Genomic DNA, 16,146 nt, shown 5'->3' with positions numbered 1-16,146 from the left:
CCGCCGCTACTCCTCCTACCGCCGCTACTCCTCCTACCGCCGCTGCTCCCCCTACCGCCGCTACTCCCACCGCCGTTACTCCTCCGTCAGCCGCTGTTGCCCCGGCCGCCAGCGGTGTTCCTGCCGTTGCCGTTGCTCCGCTCGGCGCTGTCGTTCCTTCCGCCTCGGCCGGCCTCCTCTCCTCCGGTCCCCCCGCTGACACCCCCACTTACACCAACGCGCCTTTGCCCGCTCCTACTTCAACCGCCACTGGCTCCGCCGGCCTTTTCGCGGCGGACAGTTCCTCCTTCCCGCCGCGCACGGATGCACTCGCGGCGATCGCGCATGTCGGATTTGTCGGTCATCCTTGGTCGGTCGCTGCCTTCGGTGGTCATCGGCTCATCACCGGTCGTGAGCCGCGCGATCAGGCCGAGATCGTGCTGGCCGGTGACCCGGCCCTGATCGGCCGGACGATCCGGTTACGGACTCCGGCGGGCATCGGTGACTACCGGGTTGCCGGTGTGCTGGCGCCGGTGTCGTTCGAGCGGGCCGTGTTCTTCACCGACGGAATGGCCGCGACGATCTCTCCGCGGATCGACAATCTGGTGGTCGATGCGGCACCGGAGGATGTGCGGGCGCTCGTGAGTGCCTTTCCGGGCGTTCAGGTGCTCACCGGTGACGATCGGCGGCGCGCCGACCCCGATCCCGACCGTGACCGGAACGCATTGGTGGCGATGAACGCACTGCTGGGCACAGCGGGCGGGGTCACCACGTTCGTGTCGGTGTTCGTGGTGGCGTCGACGTTCGCGTTCGCGGTGGCCCAGCGGCGCCGTGAGATCGGCCTGCTGCGGATGGCGGGTGCGACACCACGGCAGGTCCGGCGGACGGTGTTCGCGGAGGCGGCGGTGGTCGGTGTCGTGGCGTCGGCGGCCGGTTGCCTCCTCGGCTCGTGCGGCGCACCGATGCTGGCCCGGTTACTGGTTGACGAACGGCTGGCACCCCCGTGGTTCGCCATCGGCGACCAGCGGTGGCCGTACCATGTGGCGTTCTGGACGGGCCTGATCGTGGCCATGGCCGGAGTGGTGACGGCGACCGTCCGCGCCGGGCGGATCAGACCGTCGGAGGCGTTACGGGAGGCGTCGGTCGACGTCCGGGCCATGACGGCGTTGCGGTGGATCTTCGGGGTCGGCATCCTCGCGGCCGGACTCGGTCTGCTGTGCTGGCGGCTGCTCACCGATCCGGGAGAGGCACTACATCGCAAGACATACACCACCCAGCCGATGCTGCTGATAACCGCTGTCGCCCTGCTGGCGCCGGTGCTGGCCGGCCCACTGGCGCGCCTGGTCGCATGGTTGCCCGCACGGCTGCCCGGTGCGACCGGGATGCTGATCCAGGAGAACGCGAGTGCCGCCCGGCGACGTACCGCAGCCGTGGCGGCGCCGATTCTGATCACTGTGGCTCTGGCCGGTTCCCTGCTCGGCACCACCGCGACGATCACCGCGGCCGAGGCCACCGAGCTGCGCACCCGGACCATCGCCGACCTCATCATCACCGGCGACCCGGGCGACCGCACCGTGGCCGCGATTCGTGCGGTCCCCGGTGCACAGGTGATGCCCAGCGCGTCCACGGCTGTCTACACCATGGAAGACGGGGTGGCCCTGACCCGCTCCGGAGCCCGAGCGGTCGACCCGTCGGCTTTGGAATCGGTCCGCCGTCTACCCGTTGCCGCAGGCAGAGTCGCCGACCTGGACGACGACGGCATCATCGTCAACGAGGAGTGGGCCGTCCACACCGTCGGCGACCGAGTCGATGTGTGGCTCGGCGACGGAACCCCCCGATCGCTGCGCGTCGTGGCGGTGCTGGCCACCGGCACCGGCGGCAACGGCGTTTACGTGACCACACGCAACGCGGGCGGAGCGCCCACCGACCTCGTGGAGTTGTCCTGGCGCCCCGGCACCGACTCACACGCGGCAGAGGCCGCCGTCCGACGTCTGCTCACCCGATCCAGCGAGCCGGAACCAGGCGACGGCGCCCCTACCGCCCGCAACCTGCTCACCCCGGCCCACCAGCCGAAACTCGGTGCCACCACTGGCCTGGCCGAGCCTTCCGGCCAGCCGGAGCACAGCGTCGCCCACAGCCCGGCCGGCCCCGTCCCCCAGCCGGCGTACAGCGTCACCCACAGCCCGGCCAGCCCGGTCCCCCAGCCGGAGCACAGCGTCACCCACAGCCCGGCCAGCCCGGTCCCCCAGCCGGCGTACAGCGTCACCCACAGCCCGGCCAGCCCGGTCCCCCAGCCGGAGCACAGCGTCACCCACAGCCCGGCCAGCCCGGACCCCCAGCCGGAATCCAGCCTCGGCAACACCACCACCCACCACCCAGCGGGTCCCACCCCGCCGCCGGAAAGCCATGTCAGTGGCGCCCTCGCCGGCGACCTTGCGGCGGGCTCCGAGGTTCGAGTTCAGGGCCGCGACGAGTGGCTTGCGGGGCAACTGCTGGGCAGCAACCGTCAGACGCGGGTGGGGTTCCTGGTGGTGTTGGGGATCGCGCTGCTCTACACCGGTATCGCTGTCGCGAACACGATGGTGATGGCTACCTCTGACCGCGGCCGTGAGCTGGCGGTGCTCCGCCTGGCCGGCGCGACAAAGCGTCAGGTCGTGCTGCTGGTGGCAGCCGAGGCTCTGACCGTCGTGATGGTCGGCGCGGTCCTGGGTCTGGTCGTGACAGTCCTCAACCTGCTGGGGGTCTGGGCCGCGCTGGCCGCCCTCTCGGTGTGGACGGCGGTGGTCGTGCCCTGGTCGAGCCTGGCCATGACGCTTCTGGCGTGCGCGGTGGTCGCGGTCGTGGCGGCGGTCCTGCCGACGGTCAGCGCGCTGCGAACCCACCCGGTGGAACTGGCGGGCACCCGTGACTGAGAGCCGGCGGGGCGGCGAGGTCCACCGGCAGCCGGAGATCGTGCCCCGGCTGCCGACGGTCCTGCCTTTCGGGTTCGGCAGGACGGGAGGGGACGGGACAACAGGAGTGGTGGGTTGTGACAACAGGAGTGGTGGGGTGTTCAGTAGTCGTAGGAATGGGGGCCGCCGAGCCAGCGGCTTGCGTAGCGGCTCTGGAGGTCTCCGGTGAGCAGGCCGGTCATCGTTTCGGTGAAACCGGCGTCGAAGGGTTCCCACAGCGGGCCTCGTTCCTTGAGGACCACCGTCCACTCGTCGGGCGGTGTGCCTGCGCGGGCGTGCCAGAAGAGCGTGTCGGTGTGGACTGTGCTTCCCCAGGCGATCAGGTCGTCGCCCGGGTGGAACCAGGCCGGGATGTCCTGGCGGAGGGGTTCCCAGTGCGTTGCGTCGCCGAGTCGCCAGTCGGCGGTTTCGGACCAGGAGTCGTGGCCGCCGAACTCGATGCGTACGAAGGACCAGGCCAGCTCGTTCTCCTCGATCATGTCGAAGCGGCCGCCGATGCCGTTCACGCCGATGTGGTCGTCGATGACGCCGGAACCGTGTGCGCCGACGAAACGCTTGAAGTCGCCGGGCAGGGTGAGGCCCAGTGCGGACTCCACCGGGGACCAGTCGACCACGGCCGCCGATGGGGTGAGGCCGAGCAGGTCGTCGAGGGACGGCCCGCCGGTGCGGGGTGGGGTCTGGCGTTCGCCGAACAGGTAGTCACCTGGCCGGAGCAGGTCGCCGCCGATGCCGAGGACGACGGCGTGGGTGGCGGTGAGTTCGGCGACGGTGAGGTCGACCGCACGTTCGTGGCAGCCGTGTTCGTGCGTCACGATGCCGAAACGCTCACCCGGGCAAGGCCAGTGCCGGGGGTGGAAGTCCGGCTTGCCGGTCAGCCGCCACCCGTCGCCCGATGGTTCCACGGAGTCGATGACGAAACTGAGGCAGATGGCCAGCACAGCGATCATGATGCACGGCCGGGGACCGGAAGGCGATCTTGACGGCCGGGGACCGAAGGCGATCTTCACGGCCGGGAAGGACGGCGGGACGGTGGGGATCAGGGGGTGGTGATGGTGGCTACCAGGCGGGCGATGTGTTCGGCTCGTTGCCGGCGGGTGGCGGGGCGGCCAGGGACTCCCGGCCTCTGCTGCCACGGGCGCGGGCCGGACGGGTGACGGTATTCGACGCCGAACGCGTCCAAGCGGTGCAGGTGGTGGGTCAGGCGGCGTTCGAAGTCGGTGAAGTCGCCGCCCGGTGGGCTCCACAACGCCTCCGCAACCGCGCACAGACGGGGAAACAGCAGGTAGTCGACGGTTCGGGGGGAGTCAGCGTGTTCGGTCCACAGAGCAGCCTGTCCGCCCAGGACGTGGCGGGCCTCGTCGGCGGTCAGCTCCGGCGGGACGGGGTCGAAAGCGTAGACGTCGCCCAGCTCCAGCGGGATCGAGACCGGGATCGGTTCGGTGGGCAGTTCGGACTGTCGGTAGTCGAGGTAGACCTTGTCGTCGGGGCAGGACACCACGTCGATTCCGCGGCGGGCGGCGGTGACGGCGCCGGTGCTGCCCCGCCACGAGGCGATGGTCGCGCCGGACGGCAGTTCGCCTTCGAGGATCTCGTCCCAGCCGAAGAGCCGCCGCCCGGACGCGGCGAGGTGGTCGCCGAGGCGGCGCACGAACCAGGCGTGCAGCTGCTGTTCGCGGGTGAACCCGAGGTCCGCCATCCGCTGCTGGGTCCGCGGATCGTCGCGCCACTGGTCCTTGGGGCACTCGTCACCGCCGACACCGATGTAGGTGGACGGGAACAGTTCCATGATCTCGTCGAGCACCCCGGTGAAGAAGTCGACGGTCGATTCCTCGACGTTGAGGATGTTCCGGTTGACCCCCCACCGGGTCCACACCTGCGGCGGCCCCGCGCCGGCCGCGAGCGTGCCACCGGCCCCCACCAGGTCACCGCCCTCAGGCGGACCACCGAGACCGGGCGAGGCGCCGACGCCGAGCGACGGGTACGCGGCCAGTGCCGCCTGCACGTGGCCGGGTGTCTCGATCTCCGGCACCACCGTGATGAACCGCTGCGCGGCGTAGGCGACGATCTCCCGGATGTCGTCCTGCGTGTAGTACCCGCCGTGCGGCCGCCCGTCGGCCCGTCCGCCGCGGGCGGCGCCGACCTGACTCTCCCGACGCCACGCCCCCACTTCGGTGAGCAGCGGATAGCGGAGGATCTCGACACGCCAGCCCTGATCGTCGGTGAGGTGCAGGTGCAGGGTGTTGAGGCGGTGCATGGCCATCAGGTCGATGATCCGCAGCACGTCGTGCTTGGGCATGAAATGGCGTGCGACGTCGAGCATGAGTCCACGCCAGGCGAAGCGCGGGTGGTCGTAGATCTGGAGGGAAGGGACGGACCAGCGGTGACCGGCCGCGGTGGCCTTTCGGTGCACCGCCGGTGGCAGCAGTTGCAGCAGTGCCTGGCAGCCCCAGAAGACTCCGGCGGGCCCACCGCCGGTGATCACCACGCGTTCGGGGGTGACTCGCAGGCGGAAGGCCTCGGCGGCGAGCGTGTCGTCGAGCGCCAGGGTGATTGTGGCGTCATGGGAGCGGGTGAGCGGCAGGCCGGTGGGCGGCCGCAGCGCGCCTTGGAGCCAGCCGAGGACACCGTCGAGCGCGGCAGGTGCCCCGACGGTGGTGTCCCGGTCGAGGACGAGATCGCCGTGACCGCAGGCGAGGGCGGCGTCCCGATCGAGGACGAGATCGCCGTGACCGCAGGCGAGGGCGGCGTCCCGATCGAGGACGAGATCGCCGTGACCGCAGGCGACGGCGGCGTCCCGATCGAGGACGAGATCGCCGTGACCGCAGGCGACGGCGGCGTCCCGAGCGGGGACGAGATCGCCGTGACCGCAGGCGAGGGCGGCGTCCCGGTCGAGGACGAGATCGCCGTCGCCGGAGGCGAGGGCGGCGTCCCGAGCGGGGACGAGATCGCCGTGACCGGTGACGAGGGTGACGGGGCGTGGGGTCAGCAAGGCGGGAACCTAGCCCTTCACGGCGCCGGCGGACATGCCGGCGACCAGGTTGCGCTGGATGATCAGAAAGAACACGACGACGGGGGCGGCGAAGATGACGGACGCGGCCATCTGGGCGCCGAAGTCGGTTCCGGTGTGCGGGTTGGTGAACGAGGCGAGCCACACGGGCAGCGTGTACATGGCTTCGTCCTGCATGAACGTGTAGGCGATGAGGTAGTCGTTCCACGCCGCGATGAACGCGAAGATGCTGGTGGCGATGATGCCGGGCGCGACCAGCGGGAACAGGACGCTGATCAGGATCCGCCAGGTGGTGGCGCCGTCGATCTGGGCGGCCTCCTCGACCTCGGCCGGCACTGCGACGAGGAAGCCGCGCATCACCCAGATCGAGAACGGCAGGACGGTGGCGACATAGGCGAGGATCAGGGCGCTGTAGGTGCCGAGCAGGTCGAGCCGGTTGAACATGGTGAACAGCGGGATCAGCATGGCGGTGGCCGGCAGCATCTGGACCGCGAGGATGACGACCATGATCGCGCGGCGGCCGGGGAACCGGAACCGGGACAGTGCGGCCGCGGCGAAGATCCCGAGCACGATGGACGCGAGCACGGTGGCGGCGACGACGATGACGCTGTTGCCGAGGTTGGTGAGGAACTGCGGCTGGGTCACGGCGGCGGTGAAGTTGTCGAGGGTGGGGTGGTGTGGCCAGAAGTGCGGTTCGGGGGTCATCACCTCGGGTCGCGGTTTGAAGGCGGTGTTGACCATCCAGTAGACCGGGAAGATCCACACCAGGCAGAAGACGGCGGCGACGGCGTTCTTCACAGGTCCTCCCCCGCTCTGAGCAGGTTGCGGATGTAGACGGCGGTGAGGCCGAGCAGCAGCGCAGTGGTGACGACCGAGATCGCGGCGCCGTTTCCGATCTTGAAACCGACGAACGCCGTCTTGTACGTGTAGACGCCCAGTGTGGAGGTGGTGTCACCGGGGCCGCCCCGGGAGATGAGCCAGATCTGGTTGAACACGTTGTAGTCCCAGATCACCGACAGGATGGTGACCAGCAGCAGGGTGGGCCGCAGGAACCGCAGCGTGACGATCCGGTACACCATCGTCTCGCTGGCGCCGTCGAGGCGGGCCGCCTCCTGGTACTCGTGTGGCACCTGCGTCTCGGCGGCGTTGAGTGTCAGCGCGATGAACGGGACCGCCTGCCAGACGATGAGCAACCAGATCACCACGTAGGCCAGTGCCGGGTCCTGCGCCCAGTTGAGCCCGGCGGTGTCACCGAACACACCGAGCATCCAATTGACGACGCCGTATCCGGGCTGGAACAGCCAGTTCCAGACCAGCGACGACGCCACGGTGGGCATCGCCCAGGCGACGATCAGGACGACGGTCACCGTGTGCCGCCAGGCACGGCCGAGGTGGGTCAACAGGTGTGACACGCCCATGCCGATGAGTACGCTGCCCGCCACCATCGCCGCGGTGAAGACGACGGTGCGCAGCAGCGAGACCCAGAAGGCCGGGTTGCGCAGCAGGGTCGTGTACTGGTCGGCGCCGACGAAGCTGTAGGCGCCGGTGAACAGGGTCCGCTGGCTGTAGTCGGTGAACGAGGTGAGGATCAGGAACCCGATCGGGGCGAGCGTGACGACGGTGAGGACCAGGCCGGCCGGGCTGAGCAGCAGGTAGGGGGCCGGGTCCCGCCGGCGGCGCGGGCGCGCGGCCGGCGGGGTGGTCACTGCGGGTGTCACGTCGCGCGGGGTGGTCGCGGTCCTCACTGTCCCGCGAGGGTGGTCGCGAGGTGGGCGTCGAAGGCCGTACCGGCGGCTTCGGGGGTCTTGGCGCCGGAGGCGACGTCGGCGAACAGCTGGTTGATGCTCTTGTCGCCCTCGATGGTGGACCACTGCGCGGCGGCCGGGGTGGCCCTGGAATTCAGGGCGCCGCCGAAGAAGCCCTGCTGCTGTTCGGTGAGTCCCTTGGCCTGGGCGGCCTGGATGCCCTCGGTGCTGTTGGGGATCCAGCCGTCGGTGCCGTAGACGAACTCGTCCTGCACGGCCGGGCTGCCGGCGATCTTCACCCATTGCAGGGCCAGGTCGTGGGCGTCGCTCTTGGCGGCGATGCCCCAGTCGGAGCCGCCGAGCATGACCGGCTGGGTGTCGCCGGAGGTTCCGGGGAACGGGAAGGTGCCCAGGTCCTCGGCCTTGATCTGCGGGTTCGCCTTCTGGATCAGGCCGATCGAGCCGCTGGTGGCCAGGATCGCCGAGGTCTTGCCGTCGGCGAACAGCTGCGTCTGGTCCGGGGTGATGGTGTCCAGCGTGCGCGACGCTGCGGTGGAGTAGGTGTTCTGGAACGTCTTGAACTCGGTCAGGCCCTTCTGCCCGGCCGGGGTGGAGAAGCCGCCGGTCCACGTCTTGCCCTCGGCGGTGGCGATCTCACCGCCGGCGTCCCAGAGGAACTGCAGGCCGGCGAACCAGTACTGGCCGGGCAGGTAGAACGGGGCGAAGTCGGCGGCCGGGTTCTTCGCCCTGACCTTGTCGAGGGCGCCGGTGAGCTCGGCGTACGTCTTCGGCACCGTTGTGACGCCGGCGGCGGCCCAGGTCTTCTTGTGGTAGATGACCGCGCGGGCGCCGGCGAAACCGGGCACGCCGTAGAGGGCGCCGTCGACGGTGGCCGGGTTCTCCAGGCCGGCCAGCCAGGTGCGGCCCTGCTGCAGGTCGGCCTTGTGCCCGGTGAGGTCGAGCAGTCCGCCGTTGGCGGCGAAGCCGGGGACCTGGGTGTTGCCGAGGTCGAGCACGTCCGGGGTGCCGGTGGTGGACAGCGCCGTACTGATCTTGGTGGTGATGCCCTCCCACTGCTGGACCTGCAGGTCCACCTTGGCCCCGGTGGCCTCGGTGAACCTGGTGTTGATCGCCTGCAGGGTGGCGTCGGCGTAGTCGCCGTCCATCACCCACACGGTGAGGGTCTGGTCCTCGGGGTCTCCGCCCGACTCGGAGCAGGCGGTCAGGGCGAGCAGTGCGGCGCCGAGTGCGGCGACGGCGACGGTGGTCCGGTTATGTGACATGCGCGCTCCTCGGCGGTCATGTTTTTCATAGCTTGCCGTTGCCGATGAAAATTACGACCGCACGCAGGCCTAGTCAATAACTGTTGGCTATGTTTCCCTTTCGCCATGAACCTGGTGGTGGGCGTCGATGCGGGCGGGACCTGCTCACGTGCGGTCGTGGCGACCCTCGACGGCGAGATCGTCGGGCGCGGACTGGCCGGACCGGGCAACCCGCTCGCCCACGGCCCGGAGCAGGCCGCCGCGCAGGTCGGCGCGGCGGTCCGGGAAGCGCTCGGCGGGCGGCCGCCCGGGCTGGTGGCGGCGGCGACACTCGGGATCGCGGGGCCGGCCGGCATCGGGCCGTTCGCGGCGGCGCTGCGGATCGGCGGTCCGGTCACCGTCGTCGGCGACGCGGTCACCGCGTTCGCCTCCGGCTCCACGGCCGCGGCCGGTGCGGTGCTCATCGCCGGCACCGGCGCGATCGCCGCCGCGGTTCACGATCAAGAGGTGGTACGGACCAGCGACGGTCTCGGCTGGCTGCTCGGTGACGAGGGATCGGGACGCTGGCTCGGGCTGCGGGCGGTCCGTTTCGCGGTCCGTAACTGGGACTCCACCCTCGCCTCACAGGTGGCCGCGCATGCCGGGGTGAGCAGCTCCGACGACCTGGTCTACTGGGCGCAGGCGCTGCCGTTCACCGCAATCGACGGGCTCGCGCCGCTGGTCTGCACGGCCGCCCGCGACGGCGATCCGGACGCGCGCGCCCTCGTCGACGCGGCCGTGGCGTGTCTCGTGCGGACCCTCGACGACCTCGGACAGGACGGGCCGGTCGTGCTCGCCGGGGGGCTGCTGACGAGCGGGTCACCCGTACAGCGTGGGGTGTTGAAGATCCTGGAGACCCGCGGCCGGCAACCGCGTCTGGCCCGGGACCCGGCCGCTGGCGCCGCGTGGCTGGCGGCCCGGCCGCTCAGCCCCCAGACGCCGGACCGCCTGCATCGCGCGCTGCTCGGCCCGCCCTCGCCGTTCCCGGACACACCGGCGCCGCTCCCGGCCGGCCACGATGAACCCGATCGATAGGGGGCTCTTCGCGGGTGGCGGCGATGCGATGCGGGAGGCGATCGAAGCGGGAAACGATCGAAGCCGGAAGCGATCGAAGCGGGAGGCGTTCGGACCAGCGGTGGCGGGACCTATCGGCGGGATCGGTGGCGGTTCGGGTGCCGGGGCCTCCCGAATACGGACATGATCAAGAGGTACGTCAGGGGCGAGCCGGGCAGGAATCGGGCATCCGGTGCACGCCCGCGGTTGATGAATCGTTTTGATCGTGGTTAGCATTCGGGCCCGGCGAGCAATAGGGAGTTCGATTTGCCTCCTCGGCGCGTCATCGATCCCGATGTGTTGCTGCGTGGTGCGGCCATGCATTATCTGAAGCATTCAACCATCGACATGGATCTGCTCGCCGGAGAATTGGCGATCAGCCGGGCGACCCTTTACCGGATGGTCGGCAGCCGCGACGCGCTGCTCGGTGAGGTGTTCTGGGCGCTCGGGCGGATCTTCCTGGCCGAGGCGTCCGGTGAGGCCTCCGGGACCGGGCCGGACCGGGTGATCCACGTGTCCCGGCTGTTCGCCGAGATGGTGACCGGGGCGCAGCAGCTGAAGCGGTTCGTCGCCGAGGAGCCGCAGACCGCGGCACGGGTGCTGCTGACCACCGGGTCCGATGTGCATCACCGGGCCGTCGACGCGCAGCTGGAGATCTTCGAGGCGTCGCGGGTCGGCGGGGAGCCGGCGGATCTGCGACGACGAGCGTTCCTGTATGTGCGCCTGATGGAATCGGTGGTCTACAGCCCTGTCCTGGGAGTGCCGGAGATGGACTTCGACCTGGCCGAACCGGCGTTGCGGGCGCTGCTCCCGGCGTGACCCCCGGCCGCCGGACGGCCGGGGGCGCCCGGTGCGTCAGACGGTGAAGCCGGAGCAGCTGCTGCGGTATTCGTCGACGGTCAGGCTCGCCGACGGTCCCGGGCAGACGAACTGCTGGTAGCGGGTGTCGTTGTCGACGAACAGCTTGAGCCAGGCGATGCTGAACTTCGCGATCGTCGTGTTCGCGCTGTTGGGCGCGAAGTGGGTGGCGTTGTTCAGCTCCAGGTAGGCCTTGCCGGGACTGGCCGGCAGGCTCTGGTAGAACGGCTCGGCGTGGGTGGCCACGGGTGCGATGGTGTCGCCGTCGGCGCCGACGACCAGGGTCGGGACGGTGTTGCCGCTCCACGACTTGGTCAGGTTCCACGGGGTGAGCGGGATCGCGGCCTGCAGCGACGGGCGGCTGCGGGCGGCTTCGAGGGTGCCGCCGCCGCCCATCGAGTGGCCGACGACGGCGACCCGGGTGGCGTCGATGCGGGTGCGCACGCTGCTGCTGCCGGTCAGGTAGTCGGCCGCGGCCAGCAGCTGACGGCCGCGGCTGTCGGGCTGGTCCGAGGTGGTCAGCGTGTCGATGTTGAACACGACGAAGCCCTGCGAGGCGAGCCTCGGGGCCAGCCACGCCATGCTCGATTTGGAGGCGGTGAAACCGGGGGCGATGACCACGGCGCCGAACGTGCCGGCACTGGTGTCGGTCGGGTAGTAGATGTCGCCGCCGCCGAATCCGCTCACGGCCAGACGGGACACACTGGTCTGTGTGGTGGTGAACGGCCCTCGAACCGCTTCGATACTGGCGGTGCTGGGAGCGGGCCCCTTCGGGAACGACACGGTGGCGGCGTCAGCGGACGGGACGAGGGCGATTCCGGCGACGCCGAGAGCGACGGCGGCCACGGCGCCGACGACGAACCGGCTGCCCTTCTTACGGATGCTCGAGGACAAAGCTTCTCCCTTGCCGATGGAGTCGGACAGGGGAATTCTTGGAGCCACGGAATGCGGTTCTCAATAGGGCGGCGACGTTGTGAGACGGCCGTCCGGACATTCACCCAGAAAGCGCGCCACAAATGGTAGCGCTCCCATTTCCCGGCCCGCGCACGGCACATACAAGATCACCACTACAGTGGTCGCATGACACCTGAACCCGTCACCACGCCGGCGAACCCCCACCGCCGCCCTCTGCCGACCGCCCAGCCGTCATGACCGGCGCGTTCGATCTTCACGGGGAACTGGCGGCCGGCGTCCGGGACGCCGCCGGGGCCTGGCGATTCGTGCGGGAGTTCGCCCAGCGGTTCGCGTCGCCGCTCGTGGACGGCGACGGTGTCGCCGAGCAGGAACTGGCCGAGGCGCAGGCCCGGCTCGCACTGGTGCTGCCGGCCGCCCTGCGTGACGGCTACACACTCACCGGCCGGCGCAACGACCTGACCCGATCGCAGGACGAACTGCTCAGTCCGCACCGGCTGCACCTCGACGACACCCGGGAGGTGCTGGTGTTCCGGTGGGAGTGCCAGCACTGCGCGGAGTGGGGCGTCCCGGTGGCCGCTCTCAGCGAACCGGATCCGCCGGTCGTGTTCCGGGCCGGCACCGCGGGCGAACCCTGGCAGCCCTACCTCGACCGGGTCTCGACGGCCTGGGTCGAGATGACCCTGTCGGAGTGGATGCTGTCCGGTGACAGGTTCACCGGCAGCCTCGAACTGGACGACACCGCCCTCGCCACCCTGGAGAAGCGGTTCCGGCGGCTGCCGATGCCCGAATACCCGCTGTGGACCGGCGGCGGGCCGACCCGGTGGTTCGAGGGGCACGGCGCGATCATGCGCGACGACGCCGCGACATGGCTCTGGGTCCGGGCGCCCTCGGCCGCCGGGATCGCCGCGGTCCAGGCCACGCTCGCCGGCGACTGGCTGATCGACGACGAGGACTGACTGCCGCCAACGGTGTCAACCGAAGATTGACATATAAACGGCAGATGCACGTTGACCTGCCCGAACTCGCCTCCATAACGTGAGCCACCCGGACTCAACTCAATGGAGGAGCGTGACGTGGCAGGGTTGACCCGCGTGGCACGTGACCGCAACGCGACGGCCTACCTCGCGGCCGTGCTCGTGTCCAGCTTCGGCACCAGCGCGATGATGCTGGCCGCCGGCATCTGGGTGATGTCACTGACCGGATCCAGCAGCCTCGCCGCCTGGGTCGGCTTCGCCCTCTGGGCACCCACGCTCGCCGGCCCCCTCCTCGGCACGATCGTCGACCGGGCCCCGCACCGCCGGCAGGTCATGGTCGCCACCCACGCCGTCATGGGCCTGCTCCTGCTGCTCCTGCTGCTCGTCGACGACCGTACCGACGTGTGGTTGATCTTCGCGGTCATGCTCGCCTACGGCGTCAGCTTCGTCGTCCTCGACGCCGCCGAGACCGCCGTCCTGCCCGCCGCGATCTCCACCGACCTGCTCGGCGACGTCAACGGGCTGCGCATGTCCGCCTCCGAAGGCATGAAACTGGCCGCCCCCCTCATCGGCGCCGGCCTGTTCGCCTGGCTCGGCGGCGCGAGCGTCGCCGTCCTGGACGCCGCCACCTTCCTCACCGCCGCCGCACTGTGCCTGCTCATCCGGCCCGGCACGATCACCCGCGAGCCCGAGACGACACCGTGGCGCCGGCGCGTCACCGAAGGCGCCCGCCGCCTCTGGGAACACCACGAGCTACGCCGGATCGTCCTGTCCGCGTCCGCCGCCATGGCCGTCGCCGGCATGATCGGCACCACGATCTTCGCCGTCGTCGACGAGGGCCTGCACCACGCACCGGCGTTCGCCGGCGTTCTGTCGGCCGTCCAGGGCGCCGGATCGGTGGCCGGCGGACTCCTGGCCGGCCCGCTCCAGCGCCGGACCCGCCCACACCGGTTCGCCGGCGCCGCCATCGCCGTCTTCGCCGCCGGCCTGCTCCTGCGCACGCTGCCCTCCCTGCCGGCCGTCGCCCTGTCGAGCGCGCTGATCGGCATCACCCTGCCCTGGGTGCTGATCACCGTCGCCACCCGGGTCCAGAGCGACATCCCCGCCGCCTACCTCGGCCGCGTCTCCGGCACCGTCGGACTGCTCACCTTCGCCCCCGGCGCGCTCGGCCAGGCGACCGGCGCGTCCCTGCTGGCCGTCGCCGACTACCGCACCATCCTCCTCATCGGAGCGACCCTCGCCGCCGCCACCGCGACGCTCTGCCTGCGGCCCCTCGGCAGGGTTCGCCCGATCGACAAAGGAGAGACGACACGGGCCCGTTGAGGCGTACGCGAACCCTACTGAGTGACATCGGCTGAACAGCCGATCACCCCATCCCCCTGACGGCCGCTTGGGTTGCTCGTTCGGGGATACTCGGATGGCGGCGGTCGACACCGCCCTACGATTCACTCGCTGACTCCGCGATTAGAGCGCACCCATTTCGGGGCGCTACGGTGAGACCATTTCACCAACCCGTTTCCGCAGGTCAGAGCAGTTTGCAATGTCTGACCAATAAGGATCCGACCGTCAGCGGAAAAATTCCACGAAAACCTGCGACACGGCAAATTCGAGTAATACTGAGATGCCCGGTCCGAGCCGACGCGAAGCCGCCCGTTCGGTAGGACCGATTCCCGACACACCAATTCCGGAGGTACATCACCATGTCCCGGCTCACCCTGCCCCGTACCGTCAGCGCCGCCGTCCTGGCCGCCGCCGGCGTCGCCGTCAGCCTGCCCGGCCCCGCAGCGGCCCAGCCGGTAGCCTCACCCGGCGACCGCAGCGTCGCCGTGACCGTGCGCAACCACACCGACGTGCGCCTGACCCTCTCCGACGACGACATCGTCGAAGGCGACTGGACCAAGGAACCACCCCGGACGATCAAGCGGCTCGCCGTCGTCAAGTTCGGGTCCGAATCCACCGAAGACGAGGGCGGCACCGAAGCCACCGTCACCTACGACACCACCTACGGAGAGGTCGAGTTCTACTGGCGCAACCCGTGGACCCGCGACAACGAGTTCACCTGCGACGCTCCCGACGAACTCGAATGCGAGGTCAAAGGCGGCGGACTCGGCACCCACCCGAAGGTCACCTTCGAGATCCGCGACGCCTTCTGACTCCACAGCACCGCAGGGCGGCAGATTCCGCTGTACGTCAGCGGACTGCCGCCTCAGTCGGTCAGCCGACCGACGCCCCGAGCTCGGCGAAACCTGGAGCCGCACCACCGAAGCGCTCGCCGTGGGGTCCTCGCCTGGCGCGCGAGCCCTAGGTCCGGCTCGCGGGCGCGGGCTTTTTCCAGTGAGTCCTGGTGAGCTCTTTGTGAATCGTCTTGTGGGTGTGGGTGCCTTTTGCGCTGGGCGGTGCGCCACAGCCCGTACACCAGCCTAGGAACCTGGGTTGATGGCTGCGGTAACGTCGCCGGGATGCGGATCAGGGCTGGGCGTCCGGATCTCGGCGTTCACGCCGGGCTTTTCGGTGTTCCGGAGGCGGGTGGGGCGTTCGGGGTCACGTTCTTCGGGGTGGCGGGGCTGCTGTTCGCTGACGGGGCGGACGCGGTGATGACTGATGGGTTCTTCTCCCGGCCGTCGCTGCCGCGGGTCGGACTGGGGCGGATCGCTCCCGACGAGAAACGGATCACCGACGGGCTGGAGCGGCTCGGGCTGGGGAAACCCGGGCCGCGGTTGCATGTCGTCGCGGCGGTGCACACTCACTACGACCATGTGATGGACTCGGCCGCGGTGGCGCTGCGGACGGGTGCGGCACTCGCCGGAGGGAGATCGGCGGCGGCCGTCGGGCGTGGCGGCGGGCTGGCCGAGGAACGGATCCACGTGGTCGTTCCGGGCGAGGCGCGGCGGTACGGGGCGTTCACGGTGACGTTCGTGGAGTCCGCGCACTGCCCGCCGGACCGGTATCCGGGTGTGATCGACGCCCCGGTGACGCCGCCGGTCCGGGCGTCGGCCTATCGCTGCGGTGAGGCGTGGTCGATTCTCGTCGAGCACACCAGCGGGCGGTCGGCGCTGGTGCAGGGCAGTGCGGGCTTCGTGTCGGGCGCGCTGGACGGGCGGCGGGCGGATGTCGTGTTCCTCGGCGTCGGCGGACTCGGCGCCGGCAACCCCAAAGCCGGCAACCGCAAAGCCGGCAACCCCGAAGCCGGCAACCCCGAAGCCGGCAACCCCGGAACCAGCAACCCCGAGCCCGGCAACCGAGAACACGGCGAACGAGGACACGGTGGGCTCGGGGCGGGCGGGGTGGGATACATCCGGGACTACTGGCGGCACACGGTGCGCGCGGTCGGCGCCCGGTGCGTCGTGCTGATCCACTGGGACG

13 protein-coding genes are annotated in these 16,146 nt (G+C 70.3%); 6 read left to right on the top strand and 7 right to left on the bottom strand.

All coding sequences use genetic code 11. The features are described 5' to 3' along the window. Positions 1-416 precede the first annotated feature (416 nt). Positions 417-2,891: an FtsX-like permease family protein gene (locus ACFO0C_RS35830; RefSeq protein WP_378071213.1), complete on the top strand. Its 2,475-nt coding sequence runs from the start codon at positions 417-419 to the stop codon at positions 2,889-2,891. Between the two features lie 140 nt (positions 2,892-3,031). Here the strand turns inward: ACFO0C_RS35830 and ACFO0C_RS35825 are convergent, their stop codons facing one another. From ACFO0C_RS35825 to ACFO0C_RS35805, 5 genes are all read right to left on the bottom strand, one after another. Further along, the gene (locus ACFO0C_RS35825) at positions 3,032-3,868 is read right to left on the bottom strand and encodes a hypothetical protein (protein WP_378071212.1); all 837 of its coding nucleotides are present in this window, start codon (positions 3,866-3,868) and stop codon (positions 3,032-3,034) included. 98 nt (positions 3,869-3,966) lie between these two features. After that, positions 3,967-5,919 carry a beta-N-acetylhexosaminidase gene (locus tag ACFO0C_RS35820; protein ID WP_378071211.1) on the bottom strand — a complete coding sequence of 651 codons (1,953 nt, stop codon included), beginning with the start codon at positions 5,917-5,919 and terminating at the stop codon, positions 3,967-3,969. 9 nt (positions 5,920-5,928) lie between these two features. Then, positions 5,929-6,735, bottom strand: coding sequence for a carbohydrate ABC transporter permease (locus ACFO0C_RS35815; RefSeq protein WP_378071210.1), 807 nt, complete (start codon positions 6,733-6,735; stop codon positions 5,929-5,931). After that, on the bottom strand, positions 6,732-7,655 hold the full coding sequence (locus ACFO0C_RS35810; protein WP_378071209.1) for a carbohydrate ABC transporter permease: 924 nt from the start codon (positions 7,653-7,655) through the stop codon (positions 6,732-6,734). Before ACFO0C_RS35810 ends, ACFO0C_RS35815 begins: the two co-directional genes overlap by 4 nt. Positions 7,656-7,678: 23 nt before the next feature. Beyond that, positions 7,679-8,965: an extracellular solute-binding protein gene (locus tag ACFO0C_RS35805; RefSeq protein WP_378071208.1), complete on the bottom strand. Its 1,287-nt coding sequence runs from the start codon at positions 8,963-8,965 to the stop codon at positions 7,679-7,681. A 105-nt stretch (positions 8,966-9,070) separates the two neighbouring features. Here ACFO0C_RS35805 and ACFO0C_RS35800 point away from each other — a divergent pair, with 105 nt between their 5' ends. Continuing rightward, positions 9,071-10,018 (top strand): N-acetylglucosamine kinase, encoded by a 948-nt coding sequence (locus ACFO0C_RS35800; protein ID WP_378071207.1) that lies wholly within the window; start codon positions 9,071-9,073, stop codon positions 10,016-10,018. A gap of 336 nt (positions 10,019-10,354) precedes the next feature. Then, positions 10,355-10,855, top strand: a complete 501-nt coding sequence (locus ACFO0C_RS35795; protein WP_378071206.1) for a QsdR family transcriptional regulator — start codon at positions 10,355-10,357, stop codon at positions 10,853-10,855. Between the two features lie 36 nt (positions 10,856-10,891). On the opposite strand, the gene ACFO0C_RS35790 is transcribed toward ACFO0C_RS35795, so the two are convergent. Then, complete coding sequence (locus ACFO0C_RS35790; RefSeq protein ID WP_378071205.1) at positions 10,892-11,788, bottom strand: alpha/beta hydrolase family protein; 897 nt, start codon at positions 11,786-11,788, stop codon at positions 10,892-10,894. A 254-nt stretch (positions 11,789-12,042) separates the two neighbouring features. Between ACFO0C_RS35790 and ACFO0C_RS35785 the strand changes: the two genes are divergently transcribed. From ACFO0C_RS35785 to ACFO0C_RS35775, 3 genes are all read left to right on the top strand, one after another. Further along, positions 12,043-12,765 carry a hypothetical protein gene (locus ACFO0C_RS35785; RefSeq protein ID WP_378071204.1) on the top strand — a complete coding sequence of 241 codons (723 nt, stop codon included), beginning with the start codon at positions 12,043-12,045 and terminating at the stop codon, positions 12,763-12,765. A gap of 117 nt (positions 12,766-12,882) precedes the next feature. Beyond that, entirely contained in the window at positions 12,883-14,106 is a 1,224-nt protein-coding gene (locus tag ACFO0C_RS35780) for an MFS transporter (protein ID WP_378071203.1), read from the top strand. A 377-nt stretch (positions 14,107-14,483) separates the two neighbouring features. Continuing rightward, positions 14,484-14,936 (top strand): hypothetical protein, encoded by a 453-nt coding sequence (locus tag ACFO0C_RS35775; protein WP_378071202.1) that lies wholly within the window; start codon positions 14,484-14,486, stop codon positions 14,934-14,936. 748 nt (positions 14,937-15,684) lie between these two features. Here the strand turns inward: ACFO0C_RS35775 and ACFO0C_RS35770 are convergent. Further along, the gene (locus ACFO0C_RS35770) at positions 15,685-16,074 is read right to left on the bottom strand and encodes a pentapeptide repeat-containing protein (protein WP_378071514.1); all 390 of its coding nucleotides are present in this window, start codon (positions 16,072-16,074) and stop codon (positions 15,685-15,687) included. Between the last annotated feature and the right edge of the window lie 72 nt (positions 16,075-16,146).

Origin of the sequence: Actinoplanes subglobosus (genome assembly GCF_042650585.1) — a bacterium.
Taxonomy (GTDB): Bacteria; Actinomycetota; Actinomycetes; order Mycobacteriales; family Micromonosporaceae; genus Actinoplanes; species Actinoplanes subglobosus.
The sequence above is the reverse complement of the archived record's forward strand: the minus strand, read 5'-3'. Positions and strand labels throughout refer to the sequence as shown.

Bases quoted from the DNA above. Each gene is read 5' to 3' on its own strand.
- ACFO0C_RS35805 (WP_378071208.1), bottom strand. From the start codon at position 8,965: ATGTCACATAACCGGACCACCGTCGCCGTCGCCGCACTCGGCGCCGCA.
- ACFO0C_RS35800 (WP_378071207.1), top strand. From the start codon at position 9,071: ATGAACCTGGTGGTGGGCGTCGATGCGGGCGGGACCTGCTCACGTGCG.
- ACFO0C_RS35795 (WP_378071206.1), top strand. From the start codon at position 10,355: ATGCATTATCTGAAGCATTCAACCATCGACATGGATCTGCTCGCCGGA.
- ACFO0C_RS35785 (WP_378071204.1), top strand. From the start codon at position 12,043: ATGACCGGCGCGTTCGATCTTCACGGGGAACTGGCGGCCGGCGTCCGG.
- ACFO0C_RS35775 (WP_378071202.1), top strand. From the start codon at position 14,484: ATGTCCCGGCTCACCCTGCCCCGTACCGTCAGCGCCGCCGTCCTGGCC.